19 protein-coding genes and 1 pseudogene are annotated in these 17,736 nt (G+C 63.1%); 14 read left to right on the top strand and 6 right to left on the bottom strand.

Annotated features, from left to right (window positions below):
* Position 1: 1 nt before the first annotated feature.
* The 3 genes from DM374_RS15865 (at position 2) to DM374_RS15855 (ending at position 3,648) form a co-directional block, all read left to right on the top strand.
* A complete protein-coding gene (locus DM374_RS15865) occupies positions 2-286 on the top strand; it encodes a hypothetical protein (RefSeq protein WP_110970716.1) in 285 nt (94 codons plus the stop codon).
* Between the two features lie 86 nt (positions 287-372).
* A complete protein-coding gene (locus tag DM374_RS15860) occupies positions 373-618 on the top strand; it encodes a TIGR02647 family protein (RefSeq protein ID WP_110970715.1) in 246 nt (81 codons plus the stop codon).
* Between the two features lie 174 nt (positions 619-792).
* Positions 793-3,648: a class I adenylate cyclase gene (locus DM374_RS15855; RefSeq protein ID WP_110970714.1), complete on the top strand. Its 2,856-nt coding sequence runs from the start codon at positions 793-795 to the stop codon at positions 3,646-3,648.
* Here DM374_RS15855 and rnk read toward each other — a convergent pair whose 3' ends face one another.
* The 3 genes from rnk to cyaY form a co-directional block, all read right to left on the bottom strand.
* Positions 3,649-4,059, bottom strand: coding sequence for a nucleoside diphosphate kinase regulator (gene rnk, locus DM374_RS15850; protein ID WP_110970713.1), 411 nt, complete (start codon positions 4,057-4,059; stop codon positions 3,649-3,651). It abuts the gene before it with no gap.
* A gap of 232 nt (positions 4,060-4,291) precedes the next feature.
* A complete protein-coding gene (locus DM374_RS15845) occupies positions 4,292-4,510 on the bottom strand; it encodes a DUF1289 domain-containing protein (protein WP_110970712.1) in 219 nt (72 codons plus the stop codon).
* Position 4,511: 1 nt separating this feature from the next.
* The gene (gene cyaY / locus DM374_RS15840; RefSeq protein ID WP_095156475.1) at positions 4,512-4,844 is read right to left on the bottom strand and encodes an iron donor protein CyaY; all 333 of its coding nucleotides are present in this window, start codon (positions 4,842-4,844) and stop codon (positions 4,512-4,514) included.
* Positions 4,845-5,028: 184 nt separating this feature from the next.
* On the opposite strand from cyaY, the pseudogene lptM reads away from it, so the two are divergent.
* From lptM to DM374_RS15810, 6 genes and pseudogenes are all read left to right on the top strand, one after another.
* Positions 5,029-5,163, top strand: a pseudogene (gene lptM, locus DM374_RS15835) (LPS translocon maturation chaperone LptM); the annotation flags it as partial.
* A 12-nt stretch (positions 5,164-5,175) separates the two neighbouring features.
* A complete protein-coding gene (gene lysA / locus DM374_RS15830) occupies positions 5,176-6,423 on the top strand; it encodes a diaminopimelate decarboxylase (protein ID WP_110970711.1) in 1,248 nt (415 codons plus the stop codon).
* Positions 6,424-6,427: 4 nt separating this feature from the next.
* A complete protein-coding gene (gene dapF, locus DM374_RS15825; protein WP_095156478.1) occupies positions 6,428-7,258 on the top strand; it encodes a diaminopimelate epimerase in 831 nt (276 codons plus the stop codon).
* A 13-nt stretch (positions 7,259-7,271) separates the two neighbouring features.
* The gene (locus DM374_RS15820) at positions 7,272-8,006 is read left to right on the top strand and encodes a DUF484 family protein (RefSeq protein WP_110970710.1); all 735 of its coding nucleotides are present in this window, start codon (positions 7,272-7,274) and stop codon (positions 8,004-8,006) included.
* Positions 8,006-8,905, top strand: coding sequence for a tyrosine recombinase XerC (gene xerC, locus DM374_RS15815; protein WP_110970709.1), 900 nt, complete (start codon positions 8,006-8,008; stop codon positions 8,903-8,905). Before DM374_RS15820 ends, xerC begins: the two co-directional genes overlap by 1 nt.
* Entirely contained in the window at positions 8,902-9,597 is a 696-nt protein-coding gene (locus DM374_RS15810; protein ID WP_110970708.1) for an HAD family hydrolase, read from the top strand. Before xerC ends, DM374_RS15810 begins: the two co-directional genes overlap by 4 nt.
* A gap of 54 nt (positions 9,598-9,651) precedes the next feature.
* On the opposite strand, the gene sutA is transcribed toward DM374_RS15810, so the two are convergent.
* The 3 genes from sutA to glnK all read right to left on the bottom strand — a co-directional run bounded on the left by sutA (position 9,652) and on the right by glnK (position 12,168).
* Positions 9,652-9,975 carry a transcriptional regulator SutA gene (sutA, locus tag DM374_RS15805; protein WP_095156482.1) on the bottom strand — a complete coding sequence of 108 codons (324 nt, stop codon included), beginning with the start codon at positions 9,973-9,975 and terminating at the stop codon, positions 9,652-9,654.
* A 477-nt stretch (positions 9,976-10,452) separates the two neighbouring features.
* Entirely contained in the window at positions 10,453-11,790 is a 1,338-nt protein-coding gene (locus DM374_RS15800) for an ammonium transporter (protein WP_110970707.1), read from the bottom strand.
* 39 nt (positions 11,791-11,829) lie between these two features.
* On the bottom strand, positions 11,830-12,168 hold the full coding sequence (glnK, locus tag DM374_RS15795) for a P-II family nitrogen regulator (protein ID WP_002555808.1): 339 nt from the start codon (positions 12,166-12,168) through the stop codon (positions 11,830-11,832).
* A gap of 409 nt (positions 12,169-12,577) precedes the next feature.
* Here glnK and DM374_RS15790 point away from each other — a divergent pair, with 409 nt between their 5' ends.
* The 5 genes from DM374_RS15790 (at position 12,578) to DM374_RS15770 (ending at position 17,734) form a co-directional block, all read left to right on the top strand.
* Positions 12,578-12,841 (top strand): accessory factor UbiK family protein, encoded by a 264-nt coding sequence (locus DM374_RS15790; protein WP_110970706.1) that lies wholly within the window; start codon positions 12,578-12,580, stop codon positions 12,839-12,841.
* A gap of 225 nt (positions 12,842-13,066) precedes the next feature.
* The gene (locus DM374_RS15785; protein ID WP_225422517.1) at positions 13,067-14,740 is read left to right on the top strand and encodes an OmpA family protein; all 1,674 of its coding nucleotides are present in this window, start codon (positions 13,067-13,069) and stop codon (positions 14,738-14,740) included.
* A gap of 15 nt (positions 14,741-14,755) precedes the next feature.
* Complete coding sequence (locus DM374_RS15780) at positions 14,756-16,465, top strand: PXPV repeat protein (RefSeq protein WP_110970705.1); 1,710 nt, start codon at positions 14,756-14,758, stop codon at positions 16,463-16,465.
* On the top strand, positions 16,466-17,296 hold the full coding sequence (locus DM374_RS15775; RefSeq protein ID WP_110970704.1) for a hypothetical protein: 831 nt from the start codon (positions 16,466-16,468) through the stop codon (positions 17,294-17,296).
* Positions 17,297-17,458: 162 nt separating this feature from the next.
* Entirely contained in the window at positions 17,459-17,734 is a 276-nt protein-coding gene (locus DM374_RS15770; protein ID WP_110970703.1) for a metal/formaldehyde-sensitive transcriptional repressor, read from the top strand.
* Positions 17,735-17,736 lie beyond the last annotated feature (2 nt).

Below are 17,736 nucleotides of genomic sequence, written 5' to 3'. Positions count from 1 at the left end.
CATGAGCGACCACGATATCGACACCGACGATGAAGAAGCCTTCGCCGAATCGACCCTGACCCAAGCCATCGAAAACCAGATTGAAAGCGGCGAACCGCCGGCAGCCAAGGCGGCGTTCAACAAGCTGACCCTGGTGGGCTATGAGCGTGAAGACATCCTCAACCTGATGGCCCATGTCCTGGCCATCGAAATCGATGCCATGCTTGAAGATGACCGCGCCTTCAACACCGAATGGTATGAAACCGCGCTGCGCGCCCTGCCCGAGCTGCCGCCAGAGAAAGACTGACGCAAAGCCAGGCGAGGCTGACTACACTGCAAAACCAGGCATCCGCAGAGGTGCCGCCCTCCTTTTTCTTGAAGTCCGGAGTATCTATGTCGTTTACCCCCGATTTGGTTGCCGAACTGGAAATCCTCGCGCTGTTCAATCTCGACAGCACTCAGGAAGGACTCAAAGTCCACAACACCGCCGCTCCCCATATCATCGCGGCGGCCAAGCGCCTCTACGAGAAGAAGCTGATCGACCAGCCCGATGGCGGCTACCTCACTCAACTGGGCCACGATGCCGCAGAAGCAACCCAGCAATTGCTGACCATCCTGAACGTCGCCGAACCGGCCTGACCGCCTCCCTCCTCCGACAAGCCCGCGCTTACTGCGGGCTTGTCACGACAGATTCGGTGGCGCCGACAAACGGCGCTGGAAATCTGACGTCAAAAATCAAATAGCGCTTATTCCTACAACGCGACAACGGCTAAACTCGCCCATGCCTTCATGACGGCCGGTTTAAAGCTCGCGATGAATCACCCCCAGGAAATCCGCCCGAACCTCGATCAGGGCATCGATCGAAAAGTCCTCAGCCAACTGCGCAAGCGCTTCCTGGACCTGAACCAAGGGCGCCTGGCGCGGGCCATGGAAGGACTTTCCAGCCGCCAGCAACAGGTCCTGACCCTGCTGCCGCTGTTCTTCCACGTCAACCATCCGCTGCTGCCCGGTTATGTGTCCGGCACGACGCCTGCCGGCGTGTCCGCTTATGAACCGACGCCCCTGGCCCTGGCCGATGCGCAGCGCCTGACCCGCTCGTTTTCCTACAAAGCCAAACGCGGCGAGCAATGGCTGCCGATCCACGGCCTGTTCCTGATGGGTAGCCTGGGCACGCTGGCCCAGGCCGAGCAAAGTGATATGGACATCTGGGTCTGCCACGCCCCGGACCTGGGCGAGGCCGCGGTGGCCGAGCTGCGCAAGAAATGCCAGTTGCTGGAAATCTGGGCCGCCAGCCAGGGCGCCGAAGCGCACCTGTTCATGATCGAACCGCGGCAGTTCATCACCGGCGAGCGCGAAAGCCGCCTCAGTTCCGACGACTGTGGTACTACCCAGCATTACCTGTTGCTGGACGAGTTCTACCGCACCGCCATCTGGCTGGCCGGACGCACACCGCTGTGGTGGCTGGTGCCGGTCTACGAAGAGGCCAACTACGCCCGCTACACCGAAACCCTGCTGTCCAAGCGCTTCGTGCCCGGCGACGAAGTGCTCGACCTCGGCAACCTGTCGCACATCCCGCCCGGCGAGTTTGTCGGCGCCGGCTTGTGGCAGTTGTTCAAGGGCATCGAATCGCCCTACAAGTCCGTGCTCAAGCTGCTGCTGACCGAGGTCTACGCCAGCGAACACCCGGACGTGCGCTGCCTGAGCCTGCACTTCAAACAGGCGGTGTTCGCCAACGTGCTGGACCTGGACGAACTCGACCCGTACATGATGGTGTACCGGCGCATCGAGCAATACCTGCAACGCCGAGGCGAACACCAGCGCCTGGAACTGGTGCGGCGCAGCCTGTACCTGAAGGTGAACCGCAAGATCAGCCAACTGGCGCGGCAGCGTTCCAACTGGCAGTCCGCGTTGCTGGAGCGCCTGACCCACGAATGGGGCTGGGACGAACGACAACTGGCGCTCCTGGACAGCCGCAGTCAATGGAAGGTGCGTCAGGTCGCGGCCGAGCGGCGGGTGCTGGTGGCCGAGTTGAACCACAGCTACCGCTTCCTCGATCAGTTCGCACGCAACCTGGGCGCCACCGCCAGCATCAACCAGCGCGACCTGAACATCCTCGGCCGGCGCCTGTATGCCGCCTTCGAGCGACGCGCCGGCAAGGTCGAGTTCGTCAACCCGGGCGTCGCCCCGGACCTGGCCGAAGACACCCTGACCGTGGTCCAGTCGCCCGACCGCAAGGAACCCGGGCAAACCCATTGGGGGCTGTACAACGGCAACCTGACCGCCCATGAGTGGGAGCATTTCACGCCGATCAAGCGCAGCCGCGACCTGCTCGACCTGCTGGCCTGGGCCCATCGCAACGGCGTCATCGACAGCTCCACACGGCTGGCCCTGCACCCGGGCAGCAGCGACCTGAGCGAGTACGAGCTATTCAACCTGATCGGCAGCCTGCAACAGAGCGTGGTGCTGCCGCTGAGCACCGTCAGCGATGCGCGTCTGCTGCAACCGAGCGTGGCGGACAACGTGCTGTTGCTGGTGAACGTCGGTGTCGATCCGCTGCGTCATCACCGCGACCTGAACATCCTGATGACCACCGAGCGCACCGACTCGCTGAGCTACGCCGGCGTGCGGGAAAACCTGGTGCTGACCCTCGACCAGATCACCCTCAATAGCTGGAACGAAGTGCAGGTGCTGCGCTACGACGGCGAGCATGCGTTACTGCGCTGCCTGCGCGACTACCTCAACAGCCTCGACGATACCCCCGCGCACGCGCGGCACCGGCCAGGTCTGCGGGTGCGCAGCTTCTGTCACAACCGCGCGCTGGCGATTGCCCAACGGGTGGAAGAAGTGTTCACCACCGCTCAGTCGCTCCACGACCAGCACCTCGACTATCGCTACCTGATTCAAGTCCAGCAGCACACCCATGTGCTGGAACTGCTCGCCAGCGGCGTGAACCTGGTGTCTCTGGAGAGCCAGGCGCGCCTGCTTACCTACCTCGGGCAGGAACGCAGCAGTTACAGCCCGCTGGCGCTGGACGGCAACGTGCTGGAAGACCACGACCTGGCGCTGGTTCTGCCGCTGGGGCAGCCGCAGTGCATCCAGGTTTTCTACCGGGTGCAGGACGCCTTGGCGGACGTCTACGTGCTGGATGAGTACAACGTGCTGTGGCAGCAACGCCTGCCGTTCCACGACGACAGCAGCTTGCTGCTACCGCTGCAGCGCTTCTTGCAGTCGGTGGTGTTCCGGCGCAATGCGCGGTTGCCGATGGACGAGCAACAAGCCCATCCACTGGACATCCTCTATTACCGGCTATTGCCTTCGGGCACGGGCCGCGCCCGCCAGGTCGAACCGTGGCAGGCCCCGGAACTGGCGCTGGATCAGCCTTACTACGAAGTTCAGGCGATCATCCAGGCAGCCGCCGACGATGCGCTGCACGTCACGCTGTACTGCAATCAGAAAGAGTTTTCCGAACTGGATCACGGCGACCAGCTCTACACCGTGGTCGCCCGGGAAATCATCGAGCAGCGCCGGGATGCCCAGCGCTATCGTTGCTACATCACTGACCTGGACCTGTCGGACCTGCTCGCCGATGGTCAGGGTTCGAGCATTCTCTACCTGCGCTACAAGCAGGAGCTTGAGCGCTTACTGAACCAGGCGCTGGCGGCGGCCTGATCAGAGGTCGAAATCGCCTGCGGCTTCTGGCTGGTATTCGACTTCCAGCAGCTTGAGCTTGAGGGTCTTGCCACCCGGCGCCGGCCAGTCGATCTGCTCGCCTACCGACAGGCCCAGCAGCGCGCAGCCGATCGGCGCGAGGATCGACACGTTGCCTTCCTTGCCGGCGTCCTTCGGGTAGACCAGCGTCAGGTGGTAGTCCTTGCCGGTAGCTTCCTCGCGGCAGTGCACGCGGGAATTCATGGTCACCACGCCGGCCGGGATTTCCTCGTGACCGACCACCTGCTCGGCACGGTCCAGCTCGCCCTGCAGGGCCAGCACACCCGGAAAACCTTCATCGAGACTGTCGATCAGACGCTCGAGACGCTGCACGTCCAATCGGGTGAGGGTGAGGGAGGGCTTGGTGCTCATGATCCGGTAAGACTCCTTTTTGCAGATCGAATAAAGCAAAACCCCGCCCAAGGGCGGGGTTTTGACGGTTCGGCTTCGGCCGATGAAGACTGACACTACCACAGCGGGACAAATTCACAAGAGGTGGCCCTTCGCGAGCAAGCTCGCTCCTACCGGGGGGCGGGCGGTTTGCGATTGCCTGGGAGATCTGTAGATACCCATGCAGCGATGAGGCCACCCAAAACACCCCGATTCAGGAGGTCGCCATCAACCGTCGCTCACCCGCCTGAGCGCAAATCTCGCGCCGCCGCTGGTCATCTGCCGACCGCCACTCACGAATGTCCTCGACATGCCGGAAGCAGCCAATGCACACCCGCGCTTCGTCGAGACGGCAGGTGCTGATGCAGGGTGAAGGGACGGCCGGGCTGACATTGCTGTACAGCGGCTTGGCCGGCCTGATGGCGGTGGTCATCTCAGATCTCTTCGAAATCGAGTTTTTCGCCGGCGCGCTCCCAGACGATGCGTTCAAGCATCTCGCCCAGCAGTTCTTCGGTCTTCTCGCACGTCCACTTGCCGCTTTCTTCGTCGAAGTCGAAGTGGAAACCGCCGGAACGGTCCGCCAGCCACAGTTGGCGCAGGGGCTCCTGGCGGCTGAAGATCAACTGGCTGCCGTTGTCGAACTTGACGGTCAGCACGCCGGCCGAATTTTCCATGTCCAGGTCCATGCCGCTTTCATCGAACAGGTCTTCCAGTGCCTGTTGGGTGGCGTCTACCAGATCGTGAAAACGCGCTTCGCTCAAACTCATTGCAAGAACCTCGAAAATGTCTGCTCAACACGCAAGCCGGGCAAGATACGAGCGCAGCGCTTCGAATGCAAAGACAAACGCGCCGCGCTCACTGCACCGCCCGACGGCGGACCGGCTACATAGGCAAGGCGTCGGGCGCTCGGTATACTCCGGCGCAATACTGCTTAAATTAAAGGATTTCGCCATGAAGCGCCTGATTTCCTCCCTCGCGGCGCTCGTCGCGGTTGCCTGCCTCGTCTCCGCCTGCGGTCAGAAAGGCCCCCTGTACCTGCCAGAAGACGGCAAGGACGGCAAGAAGTCGCAATCGCACCAGCACCAGTAAGGGGCACCGATGGACGCTTTCAACTACCGCGACGGCGCGCTGTTCGCGGAAGGCGTAGCGCTGTCGGCGATTGCCGAGCGCTTCGGCACCCCGACCTACGTCTACTCCCGGGCCCATATCGAAGCCCAGTACCTGAGCTACGCCGATGCCCTGCAGGGCATGTCGCATCTGGTCTGCTTCGCCGTAAAAGCCAACTCGAACCTCGGCGTGCTTAACGTCCTGGCGCGCCTCGGCGCGGGCTTCGACATCGTTTCCGGCGGTGAGCTGGAGCGGGTCCTGGCCGCCGGCGGACGGGCCGATCGCGTGGTCTTCTCCGGCGTCGGCAAGACCCGTGAAGACATGCGCCGCGCCCTCGAAGTCGGCGTGCACTGCTTCAACGTCGAGTCGACCGAGGAGCTGGAACGCCTGCAAGTGGTCGCCGCCGAGATGGGCCTGCGTGCTCCGGTCTCGCTGCGCGTCAACCCGGACGTCGATGCCGGCACCCACCCGTACATCTCCACCGGCCTGAAAGAAAACAAGTTCGGCATCGCCATCGCCGATGCCGAAGATGTCTACATTCGCGCCGCGCAGTTGCCCAACCTGGAAGTGGTCGGTGTCGACTGCCATATCGGTTCGCAACTCACCTCCCTCGATCCTTTCCTCGATGCACTCGACCGCCTGCTGGCGTTGGTCGATCGCCTCGGCGAGTGCGGCATTCTGCTGCGCCACCTGGATCTGGGCGGCGGTCTTGGCGTGCGTTACCGCGATGAAGCGCCGCCGCTGGCCGGCGACTACATCAAGGCCGTGCGTGAACGCCTCGGCGACCGCGACCTGGCACTGGTCTTCGAGCCGGGCCGGCATATCGTCGCCAACGCCGGCGTGCTGCTGACCAAGGTCGAGTACCTCAAGCACACCGAACACAAGGACTTCGCCATCGTCGATGCGGCAATGAACGACCTGATCCGCCCGGCGCTGTACCAGGCCTGGATGGACGTCAGCGCCGTACAGCCGCGCCAGGGCGAGCCGCGCACTTACGATGTGGTCGGGCCGATCTGCGAGACCGGCGACTTCCTCGCCAAGGACCGCTCCCTGAACCTGGCCGAAGGCGATCTGCTGGCCGTTCGTTCGGCGGGCGCCTATGGTTTCGTCATGAGCTCCAACTACAACACCCGTGGCCGCAGCGCCGAAGTGCTGGTCGATGGCGACCAGGCGTTCGAAGTGCGCCGCCGCGAGACCGTAGCCGAGCTGTTTGCCGGCGAAAGCCTGCTGCCGGAGTGACCCGATGCTTTTGCGTTTTACCAAGATGCACGGCCTGGGCAATGACTTCATGGTCCTCGACCTGGTCAGCCAGCACGCGCACATCCTGCCCAAGCACGCCAAACAGTGGGGCGACCGCCATACCGGGATCGGCTTCGACCAGTTGCTGATCGTCGAGGCTCCGAGCAACCCGGAGGTGGACTTCCGCTACCGGATCTTCAACGCCGACGGTTCCGAGGTCGAGCAGTGCGGCAACGGCGCGCGCTGCTTCGCCCGCTTCGTGCTGGACAAGCGCCTGACCGCGAAGAAGACCATCCGCGTCGAAACCAAGAGCGGCATCATCGAGCTGGACGTGCGCAACGACGGCCAGATCTGTGTCGACATGGGCCCGCCTCGGCTGGTCCCGGCGGACATCCCGTTCCAGGCACCGAGCCAGGCGCTGAGCTACCCGCTGGAAGTTGGCGGGCAGACGGTCGAGCTGGCCGCCGTGTCCATGGGCAACCCTCACGCCGTACTGCGGGTCGATGACATCAATGCCGCGCCGGTCCACGACCTGGGCCCGCAGATCGAGAACCACCCACGCTTCCCGCAGCGGGTGAACGTCGGTTTCCTCCAGGTCATCGATCGTCACCGCGCGCAACTGCGCGTCTGGGAACGTGGCGCCGGGGAAACCCAGGCCTGCGGCACCGGCGCCTGCGCCGCGGCGGTGGCCGCCATCAGCCAGGGCTGGATGGATTCGCCGCTGCTGATCGACCTGCCCGGCGGACGTTTGTCCATCGAATGGAACGGCCCGGGCCAGTCGGTCATGATGACCGGCCCGGCAGTTCGGGTGTATGAAGGACAGGTTCGTCTATGAGTGAGTGCCAGCCATGACCGATCAGCCCCAGGCGCCAGCCGAAGAGCCCAGCGACAACCTCGCGGAGGGCTCAACGCCCACCGTCGGGGCTGAGGCCGTGATAGCCTTCCTGCGCGCCAATCCCACCTTCTTTGTCGAACACGATGACTTGCTGCTCGACATGCAGATCCCCCACCAGCGCGGCGACAGCGTGTCGCTGGTGGAACGCCAGCTCAAGCTGCTGCGCGACCGCAACATCGAAATGCGTCACCGCCTTTCCCACCTGATGGATGTCGCCCGCGACAACGACCGGCTGTTCGAAAAGACCCGCCGGCTGATCCTCGACCTGCTTGATGCCGATAGCCTGGAAGCCGTGGTCATGGCGGTCGAAGACCGTCTGCGCCAGGACTTCCAGGTGCCCTTCGTCAGCCTCATCCTGTTTGGTGAAAACGCCACGCCAGTGGGCCGCTGGGTCACCACCGGCGAAGCGCAGCAAGCCATTGGCGGGCTGCTCTGCGGTGGCAAGACAGTCAGCGGCAGCCTGCGCGACCACGAACTGGACTTCCTGTTCGGCGAGGCGCGCAAGGACGTCGGCTCCAGCGCCGTGGCCGCAGTGGAAAACCAGGGTCTGCACGGTGTGCTGGCGATCGGCAGCCGCGACCCGCATCACTACAAGAGCACCGTCGGCACGCTGTTCCTCGGCTACATCGCTGAAGTGCTCGGCCGGGTCATCCCCCGCGTCACCCAGACACTGCGCCCGGTGCGCTAGTGGAACGCCAGTTGGAGGCGTTCCATGCGCACCTGCGCAATGAACGCCAGATGTCCGAGCACACCCAACTGGCCTATCGCCGCGACCTGGACAGCGTCCTCGCCTGGTGCGCCACCGCCGGCATCAGTGACTGGAAATCCCTGCAGATCCAGCAACTGCGCCAGTTCATCGCCCGCCGCCATCACCAGGGCCAGTCATCCCGCAGCCTCGCCCGCCTGCTCTCGGCGGTGCGCGGCTTCTACCGCTACCTGAACCGCGAAGGCCTGTGTGAGCACGATCCGGCCAACGGCCTGGCGGCGCCCAAGGGCGAGCGGCGCCTGCCGCGCACCCTGGACACCGACCGCGCGCTGCAACTGCTGGAAGGTGGGGTCGAGGACGATTTCCTCGCCCGTCGCGACCAGGCGATTCTCGAACTGTTCTATTCCTCCGGCCTGCGCCTTTCCGAACTGACCAGCCTGAACCTGGAGCAACTGGACCTGCCCGCCGGGCTGGTGCAAGTGCACGGAAAAGGCAGCAAGACCCGCGTCCTGCCGGTCGGGCGCAAGGCACGTGAAGCGCTTGAGCTCTGGCTGGCACTGCGGCCAATGAGCAACCCGCCAGATGGCGCCGTCTTCGTCAGCCAGCAAGGCCGCCGCCTCGGTCCGCGCGCCATCCAGTTGCGGGTACGCGCCGCAGGCGAGCGCGAGCTGGGGCAGAACCTGCACCCGCACATGCTCCGCCACTCCTTCGCCAGCCATTTGCTGGAGTCGTCCCAGGACTTGCGCGCGGTCCAGGAGATGCTCGGCCACGCCGATATCGCCACCACGCAGATCTACACTCACCTTGATTTCCAGCACCTGGCGGCGGTCTACGACAGCGCCCACCCTCGTGCCAAACGCAGCAAAGGCAGCGACTCATGAGTATCGAGCTGATCACCTTCGACCTTGACGACACCCTGTGGGACACCGCGCCGGTGATCGTCAGCGCCGAGGCCGTCCTGCGCGACTGGCTGGCGGCCAATGCGCCGAGCCTGGGCGGCGTGCCGGTCGAGCATCTGTATGCCATTCGCGAACGCCTGGTGCAGGCCGAGCCCGGCCTCAAGCATCGCATCAGCGCCTTGCGCCGGCGCGTGCTGTTCCATGCCCTGGAGGATGTCGGCTACAGCGAGGCGCGCGCCCGCGAGCTGGCCAACGAGGGGTTCGAGGTGTTCCTCCACGCCCGTCACCAGATCGATATCTTCCCCGAGGTGCAGCCGGTGCTGGAGATTCTGCGCCACCATTACACCCTCGGGGTGGTCACCAACGGCAACGCCGATGTCCGCCGCCTGGGCCTGGCCGACTACTTCAAATTCGCGCTCTGCGCCGAAGACCTGGGGATCGGCAAGCCGGACCCGGCGCCCTTCCTTGAAGCCTTGCGCCAGGGCGGCGTCGAGGCGGGTGCCGCAGTGCATATCGGCGATCACCCCGGCGATGACATCGCCGGGGCGCAACAGGCCGGCCTGCGCGCGGTGTGGTTCAACCCCCAAGGCAAAGCCTGGCAAGCCGACAGTCGCCCGGACGCGGAAATCCAGCGCCTGTCGCAATTGCCGGAAGTGCTCGCTCGCTGGCGCTAAACCCCGAACGCAAAAAAGCCCGCTGCAATGGCGGGCTTTTTCGTTACAGCGGCCTCAGATAGGACGGCTACCGTATTTGTTGTCAGGCTTCTTGGGCGGGTCGGCAACCACGTTGGCTTCGACTTCCTGCACTTTGCCGCCGCGAGACAGGAACTCCTCCATCGCACGGGCAATAGCGTCACGCTCCTTCTGCTTGGCTTCCATGCTGGGCATTTCGTCGACCGCTGCCGCGGCCTTGGACTTGCCCTTGGCAGCCGGCGCCGGGCTGTCATCGCCCGCGTCGTCCGCTACATCGTCGGCTGCCGCTTCGAGGCCTTCATCACCTTCGTCTTCGTCGCCTACTTCGAGGTCATCGTTTTCCAGATCGTCGTCGCTCATGTTCTACCTCATGACTTGCGAAAAGCAGATTAGTTATAGACCAGCAACCGTGGAGGTTTACGACCGCTGGAGAAAAAACAGACCTCGGGTAACCCGTGATCGACAGCACCCGCCGTGTCGCCTGACGAGCGCCGTGCAGGCTACTTTGAGCCTGACCAAATAAAGAGCTGCCGGTTCAACCGCACCGGACTTTACCCCGCCGACAGGGCCTGCTCATCGACAAGCCTAGCAAAGGGCCATGAAGTGTGTGAACAGGCCATCATCACTCCACGGCGCGCATTCTAGCGTGCCCGATGAAAAAGCAAAGTGCCTAAATCTCCCGGATGCCTGTAAGTTTTCCGCTGACAATCCAGACGCCGTCGCTCAATGCATTCCCGCAGCGATGAACCTGAGGCGAAAAATCGTTTGCGTCGCCAACACGGCCAAAATCAGGACGAAAAAATGCCCGGCGAACCGGGCAAGTTTTTTCGAGGACAGTTACAGGTTGTAGCCGCGCTCGTTGTGTTGTGCCAGGTCGAGACCGACCGACTCTTCTTCTTCGTTTACACGCAAGCCCATGACCAGATCCAGCACCTTGAGGATCACGTAGGTGACGATCGCGGTGTAGATCACGGTGAAGCCGACACCCTTGGCCTGAATCCAGACTTGAGCGCCGATATCGGTAACGGTGCCGAAGCCGCCCAGGGCCGGTGCTGCGAACACACCGGTGAGGATCGCACCGACGATACCGCCGACACCGTGCACGCCGAAGGCGTCCAGCGAATCGTCATAACCCAGTTTGCGTTTCAGGCTGGTGGCGCAGAAGAAGCAGACCACACCGGAAACCAGACCGATCACCAGGCCGCCCATCGGGCCAGCGGTGCCGGCAGCCGGAGTGATGGCAACCAGGCCGGCAACCACACCCGAGGCGATGCCCAGTGCGCTTGGTTTGCCGTGGGTGATCCACTCGGCGAACATCCAGCCCAGCGCGGCAGCGGCAGTGGCGACCTGGGTCACCAGCATGGCCATGCCGGCGGTGCCGTTGGCAGCGGCGGCGGAGCCGGCGTTGAAGCCGAACCAGCCAATCCACAGCATGGCGGCGCCGATCAGGGTGTAACCCAGGTTGTGTGGTGCCATCGGTGTGGTCGGGAAGCCTTTACGCTTGCCCAGCACCAGGCAGGCCACCAGGCCAGCAACACCGGCGTTGATGTGCACCACGGTGCCGCCCGCGAAGTCCAGTACGCCCCAGTCCCACATCAGGCCGCCGTTGCCGGACCAGACCATGTGCGCGATCGGTGCATAGACCAAGGTGAACCAGATAGCCATGAACAGCAGCATCGCGGAGAACTTCATACGCTCGGCGAAGGCACCGACGATCAGGGCCGGAGTGATGATGGCGAAGGTCATCTGGAAGACGACGAACACGGCTTCCGGGAAGGCCGCAGTCAGGCTTTCCGGAGTCACGCCGGCGAGGAATGCCTTGGACAGACCGCCGACGAAGGAATTGAAGTTGGTGACGCCCTGCTCCATACCAGTGGTATCGAACGCCATGCTGTAGCCGTAGACGACCCAGAGCACGCTGATCAGGCCGGTAATGGCGAAACACTGCATCATCACCGAGAGGACGTTCTTCGAACGCACCATGCCGCCGTAGAACAGCGCCAGGCCAGGAATGGTCATGAACAGGACGAGGGCAGTTGCGGTAAGCATCCAGGCGGTGTCGCCGGAATTGAGCGCCGGGGCTGCTGCCGCCGCCGCGGTTTCCTCGGCAAATGCCAGGCCAGGCATTACGAGGGACAAAAGGGCTCCTAGCCCTGCGAACTTACGCAGAGTCATGTTGTTATCTCCTGGGGCGTTGGGTTTGGGGCGGCTTGTTTAGATCGCGTCGGTATCGGTTTCGCCGGTACGGATGCGGATAGCCTGTTCCAGATTCACCACGAAAATCTTGCCGTCACCGATCTTGCCGGTGTTGGCAGCCTTGGTGATGGCTTCGATGACCCGGTCCAGATCCTTGTCGTCGATGGCGACATCGATCTTGACCTTGGGCAGGAAGTCGACCACGTACTCCGCGCCGCGATACAGCTCGGTGTGACCCTTTTGACGACCGAAACCTTTGACTTCAGTGACAGTGATGCCCTGCACGCCGATTTCGGACAGCGACTCGCGCACATCGTCCAATTTGAACGGCTTGATGATGGCAGTGACTAGCTTCATGAAACTTTCTCCCGAATTGGTGGACTTGCCCCAGGAAAACAAACCCGACTCAAGTCTAAGCGCAGTGCCTGGCTTTGTAACGCTTCGTCGGCTTTATATGCCCGGTCCGACACCAGTACCGCTCCTGACAAAACACACGTATTCGCTCTGCCTGAGCACTGCCTCGTCACGGGGACTGCATCAGTGCATGGGTCACGATGGTCTTAGCAGAAACCTTGCCATGTCTGACAAAACCCCGGATTACAACGACTTGGGAGCGATTCACGATCTTGGCCAGTCGCCAGCAGGCGAGGGACGCACAACAACGGTGCATGACCATTCCCGGGCATGCTCAAAAATCGTGCAGTCAAAGGCCGCCATTGCCCCGTGCTACACTGCCGCCCCTCTTTGCCAGACAGGACAGCCGATCATGCTCGCGCCCAAAGCCTTTCTCGATGCCCTGAGCGACCAGGCCTCCCGCCTGTTCAGTGGCGACGCCTCGCAGCCACGCAGCGAACTCGAAAGCCAGTTCAAGGCCCTGCTGCAAAGCGGCTTCAGCAAGCTCGACCTGGTCAGCCGGGAAGAATTCGACAGCCAGATGGTTGTGCTCGCTCGCACCCGCGCTCGCCTTGAAGCGTTGGAATCCAAGGTCGAAGAACTCGAAGCCCGCCTCAACCCCATCACCAGCGAGTAAGCGTCACGCACCCGCCCCCCGCAAATGTTGGCCAGCGCCGAAAGCTGGCCACATCATGTAATGATTTTTTCTTGACGCCATTGAAGCGCCATCACCCGCTGTGATGAAATGCCCGTTCGCGCGAAGCCAACAAGGCTTCGCCCTGCCTGCTTCAGGGATGACCATTTTCACTACGCCCCTTCGCGAGCGCCCTGAGGTTCTGTCGTGAGCATCAGGAGCGCACCATTGACCCCCTCTCAGAATCCGATCGGCTCACGGACTTTCCGTGCAACGGCCCTGGCCCTTTCCGTCGCGCTCTTCACCAGTGGCTGCGCTACCGTGCAAAACTTCGCCGCCAGCCACAGTGAAAGCGTCAACTGCATTACCGGCGGCGCCATCGGTGCCGTCACGGGTGCCGCGGCCGGCGCCATGGTCAAGAAGAACAAGAAGGAAAAGGGCAACGGCTCGATCATCGGCGGCGCACTCATCGGCGCCACCGCCGGTTGCGCCATCGCGCTGGTGTACAAGAACCGCATCGACAAGCTCGAGAAGGTCGCCAAGGAAGAGAACCTGCGCCTGCAGACCGAAACCCTGAAGACCGCAGAACCGGGTGCCGCACCGGAAGACGCCGGTTTCGTCGCCCAGGTCGAAGACCAGGGCATGTTCCCGCTGGGCAGCGCGGCCCTGACCGCCGACGGCCAGCGTCAGGTGCGCAAGCTCGCCAGCGCCTTCGCCAGCAAGCCGGGTGAGAAAGACACCACGGCCATCCTGGTGGTCGGCCACACCGACGCCACCGGCAGCGCCGCGACTAACCAGAAGCTTTCGGAACAACGCGCCCGCGCTGTCGCCAGCATTCTGGCCGAGCAGGGCATCAGCGCCGACCGCATGTACTTCCAGGGCGCGGGCGCTTCGCGTCCGGTGGCCGACAACACCGACGTCACCGAGCGGGCGAAAAACCGCCGCGTGGAAATCGTCGAAGTGAATGACGTGCAGACCCTGGTCAAGCGCATCAACGCCGAGCAGAACAACCCGAAATACCTGGCCCACGGTACGTCGACCACGGCTCCGGCCGCCCCGGCTCAAGGCAAGGCAACCGCCAGCAGCGGCAAAACCGCGTCGGGCAAGAACACCAGCGTGGCCAAGTCCGGCAGCGACAAGTCCGCCACCACGGTCGCCAAGACCGGGACGGACAAGACCAGCACCACCGTCGCGAAAACCGACGCCAGCAAAGACACCAGCAGCGAGTCCACGGCGCAGTCGCCGGTCGTGACCAGCACGCAAGGCAAGTCCAGTGAAGTCGCCTCGGCCAAAGCGCCAGCCAGTTCCGCCAGCCCGTTCAAAGGCACAGCGGTGGACTTCGGCGGCAAGCCGGCCAGCACCAACCAATGGACCCTGGGCCAGGCCATCACGCCCAAGAGCGGCGGTTTCGCCCTGATCTCCAGCGCGCAGGCATCGCAGATCCCCATGAGCAGTTGTGAAGCCGACCAGCCGCGCGAAAGCGGCAAGGTGTTCAACCTGGCCAGCGGCAAAGCCGTGGAAAACCGTGCCACCACCGACTACCTGCCCGGCTACAACAACCGGGTCTGGGCTGAAACGGTCAACGGCCACCTGGTGACCATTTCGCCAGTGTCCATCCTGCGCGAATCCGCCGCGGTGGATCGCCAGCCGTTCATCCAGGTCGTGGAAAACTACGACAAGGGCAACCGCAAGGCGCTGAGCAAGGTCAACGCCGTGGCCAACACCTACGAAGGCCAGGACCGCGTGCTCTACCGCGTCTTCATCCAGAACCCCAAGGCACCGCTGTCCTGCATGGACGTGGTGTTCAGCAAAGGCAACTCACAGGCCACTGACGGGGTGCTGTTCTACCCGAAAAGCTCCGGTGAAACCTACTCCGCCCGCTACGTGCCCACCCGCACCTGATACAAGGAACGAACAATGGAAGACTTGAGCTTCAAAGCGCTCATGGCCCTCGCGGGGGCTAACAAGCTGATCACCGGGGCGGTGGTTACAACCTTGCTCTCGGTGATTCTGATCAAGGTTTATTGGGAACAGGTCAGCTACTTCGCCATGCGCGTGTGGCACGGTTTCCCGCTGATCGGCACCGTCGCCCGGCTGTCGCGCTCGGGCATGAACCTGGACAGCAAGCAGTGGCTGACGAACGAAGTAGCGCTGTGCAACAACTACTGGGATTACTACGACTCGATCTCCGACAAGGACACGGACTACTACAACAAGTCCGAAGCCTATCTGGACGCCATCGGTGAAGGTGACCGCCGCGAGCGCCCGGCCTGGGTGCTGATCCTGATTTTCTTGCTGATCCTGTTCGAAGCCGTGGGTTTCGCCTATGTGCTGGCGCCTTTCATTAACCAGAACGCGTCCTCCAATGACCAGACCTACCTGGCCTGGATCGGCGCCTTCCTGCTCTCGATCCTCTCGGCGGGCATGGCCGAAGCGGCCGGCCGAGCGATCCATAAAAACTCGCTGGTGAACAAAGCACGTCACTGGTGGGAAATCGACCCGGACAAGGGCAACACCCCGCTCAAGCAGATCCTGCCGGGCTTCCGCATCAAGAACACGGATGAAGACCGCAATGCCAAGGACTACAACCGCATTCTTGCCCGCCTGAGCACCAACCAGACCGTCACCCCGCGTCACGGCATGATCATCGGCTGCGCCGCGGTTGTGCTGATCATGGCGTGCGCCGCCTTTGGCATCCGGGCGTATCAACTCAAGAGCATCGAGACGGAGATGGTCGGCAATCCGAACGTGTTCGCCGAACAGAACTACGAGGCCGCTGCCAGCCCGTTCGAACTCCCGTCAGAGTCGGCTGCGGTCAATCAGGAAGCCGGTGACAAGACCCTGGAAGACCGGATGGACGCCATCCGCAGTGCGTCACTGATCACCTTCGTGGTGCTCTCGGTGATCTACATCGCGATCCAGGTAGTGAGCGTGTGGATGGCCTCGATCTTCGGCTTCGCCGGTGCCGAGTCGAAAAAGGCCTGGGAATACACCCACAAGTTCAACAGCGCTTCAGAGTTGCAGCGCTGGATGGAGACCCAGCGCACCCGCATCTCCGGTCATGCCGACCACAAGCTGCGCATGCTGCAGATGAAGTTGTCGCAGCGCCCCACCACCGGCCGCGCGATTCAGGAAGCCATCAGCGGCGCCCATGGCCGCGACTTCAATGCCTACGCCGCGCGCATGCATGAAGAAGCCGTTATCCGTGACGCCACCGCTACCGCCACTGCCGCCGCAGCAGCAGCCGGCCAACCCGCCGTGGCCGCGCCGGTCGCACAACCTGTCGTGCAACCCGTAGCCCAGCCGGCACCGGTTGCCGTGGCGCCGCAGCCAGCGGTCGTTGCCGAGCCTGGGGTTGCACCGCAGCCGGTCGCAGCCCCCGCTCCAGTCGTTGCGCCGCAGCCTGTTGCAGCGCCAGCACCGGTCGCCGCCACGCAGCCAGCAACCGTCGAGCAGGCAGCACCTGCCGCGCAAGCCGGTGGCCTGGACGCGATGCGCGCCATGGACCTGACCCGCTTCAGCGAAGACGACCTGCGCAAAGTCAGCGAGAAGAAGGGCCTGGACGCGGAAGCAGTACTGAAGATCCGCGCCGATCAAATCCTGCTCAAAGAATTCGAAGGGATCTGAATGAAGCTCAAGCACCTCTTCGCCCTGCTGCTGTGCCTGCCTGCGCTTGCGCAGGCGGCCGAGCGCAACGAAATCCCCGACTGCTACAGCTACGCCAAGATCGACAACTTCCGTCAGCCGGGCTCCGGGCGCGAACTGACCGTGATCGTCGACCAGACCATCCCGATGCCCGAAAGCATCCAGAAGGCGAGTTGGGGCCAGATCAACCGGTTCGTCGCCCCTGGCGACAAGGTCCGGCTGTACAGCTTCTCGGCGTTTCTGCCCAACCAGTTCATGCAACTGCGTTTCGCCGGCGAGTTGAACGTGCCGCTCGAAGGCAAGGTGCGTGACAGTGTCGGCATGTCGTCGCTGCGCTCGTTCGACAAATGCGTGGCGCAGCAGCAGGACTTTTTCCGCAAGAAGTTCGGCGCAACTTTCGTCACCACCCTGCGCGAAGCCTCCGAAGACATCCCGCGCAGCGAGATCTTCCATTCGCTGCGTGACATCGGCAACGACCTGGCCGCCCAGCCAGCGCAAGAGCGGGTCATCCTGCTGATTTCCGACATGCTGGAAAACAGCGACTTCGGCAGCTTCTACGTGAACAACCGGATTCGTGACCTGCAAGCCCAGGCCGAACTCAAGCGCGTCGAAGAGAAACAGCTCTACGCCGACCTGCAAGGCGCCCGCGTCTATGTGGCCGGTGCCGGGCTGGTGACCAAGGACGTGAAGCAGGCCTACCGTTCCGGCAAAACCATGGAACTGCTGGAAGGCTTCTGGAAAGGCTACTTCAGCGGCTCCAACGCCAGCCTCGTAGCGTTCGGCACCCCCAGCCTGAACGTCGACCTGAAGTAATCCCTTCGCCCGCCGCCGCCTCCAGGCGGCGGGTCTGTTTCTCTCCTCCGCACTCTTTTCATCCCGCGAACACAGGTTCGCCGCATTCGTTCGCCTGCGCGCTTGTATAGGGGGTGGGGGTATGTCACTGTGCCCGATATACATAGGGGGAGGGGGTATACCGTGTCGCACATCCATTCCAAGAAAGACGCGCTGCTCAAGCGCATCAAACGCATCGCCGGCCAGCTCCAGGCCGTGGAAAAAGCCCTTGAGGGCGACGACGACTGCGCCACCACATTGCACCTGATCGCCGCGACCCGCGGCGCCATCAATGGCCTGATGGAAGAAATCATCGAAGACCACGCCCAGGCCCATGTGGCCAATCCGGCGCTGAGCGATGAAGAGCGCGCCAAGGGCGTCGAGGAACTGCTCGAAGCGATCCGTCGCTACTCCAGATAATC

Origin of the sequence: Pseudomonas huaxiensis, from assembly GCF_003231275.1 — a bacterium.
GTDB classification, from domain to species: domain Bacteria; phylum Pseudomonadota; class Gammaproteobacteria; order Pseudomonadales; family Pseudomonadaceae; genus Aquipseudomonas; species Aquipseudomonas huaxiensis.
The sequence above is the reverse complement of the archived record's forward strand: the minus strand, read 5'-3'. Positions and strand labels throughout refer to the sequence as shown.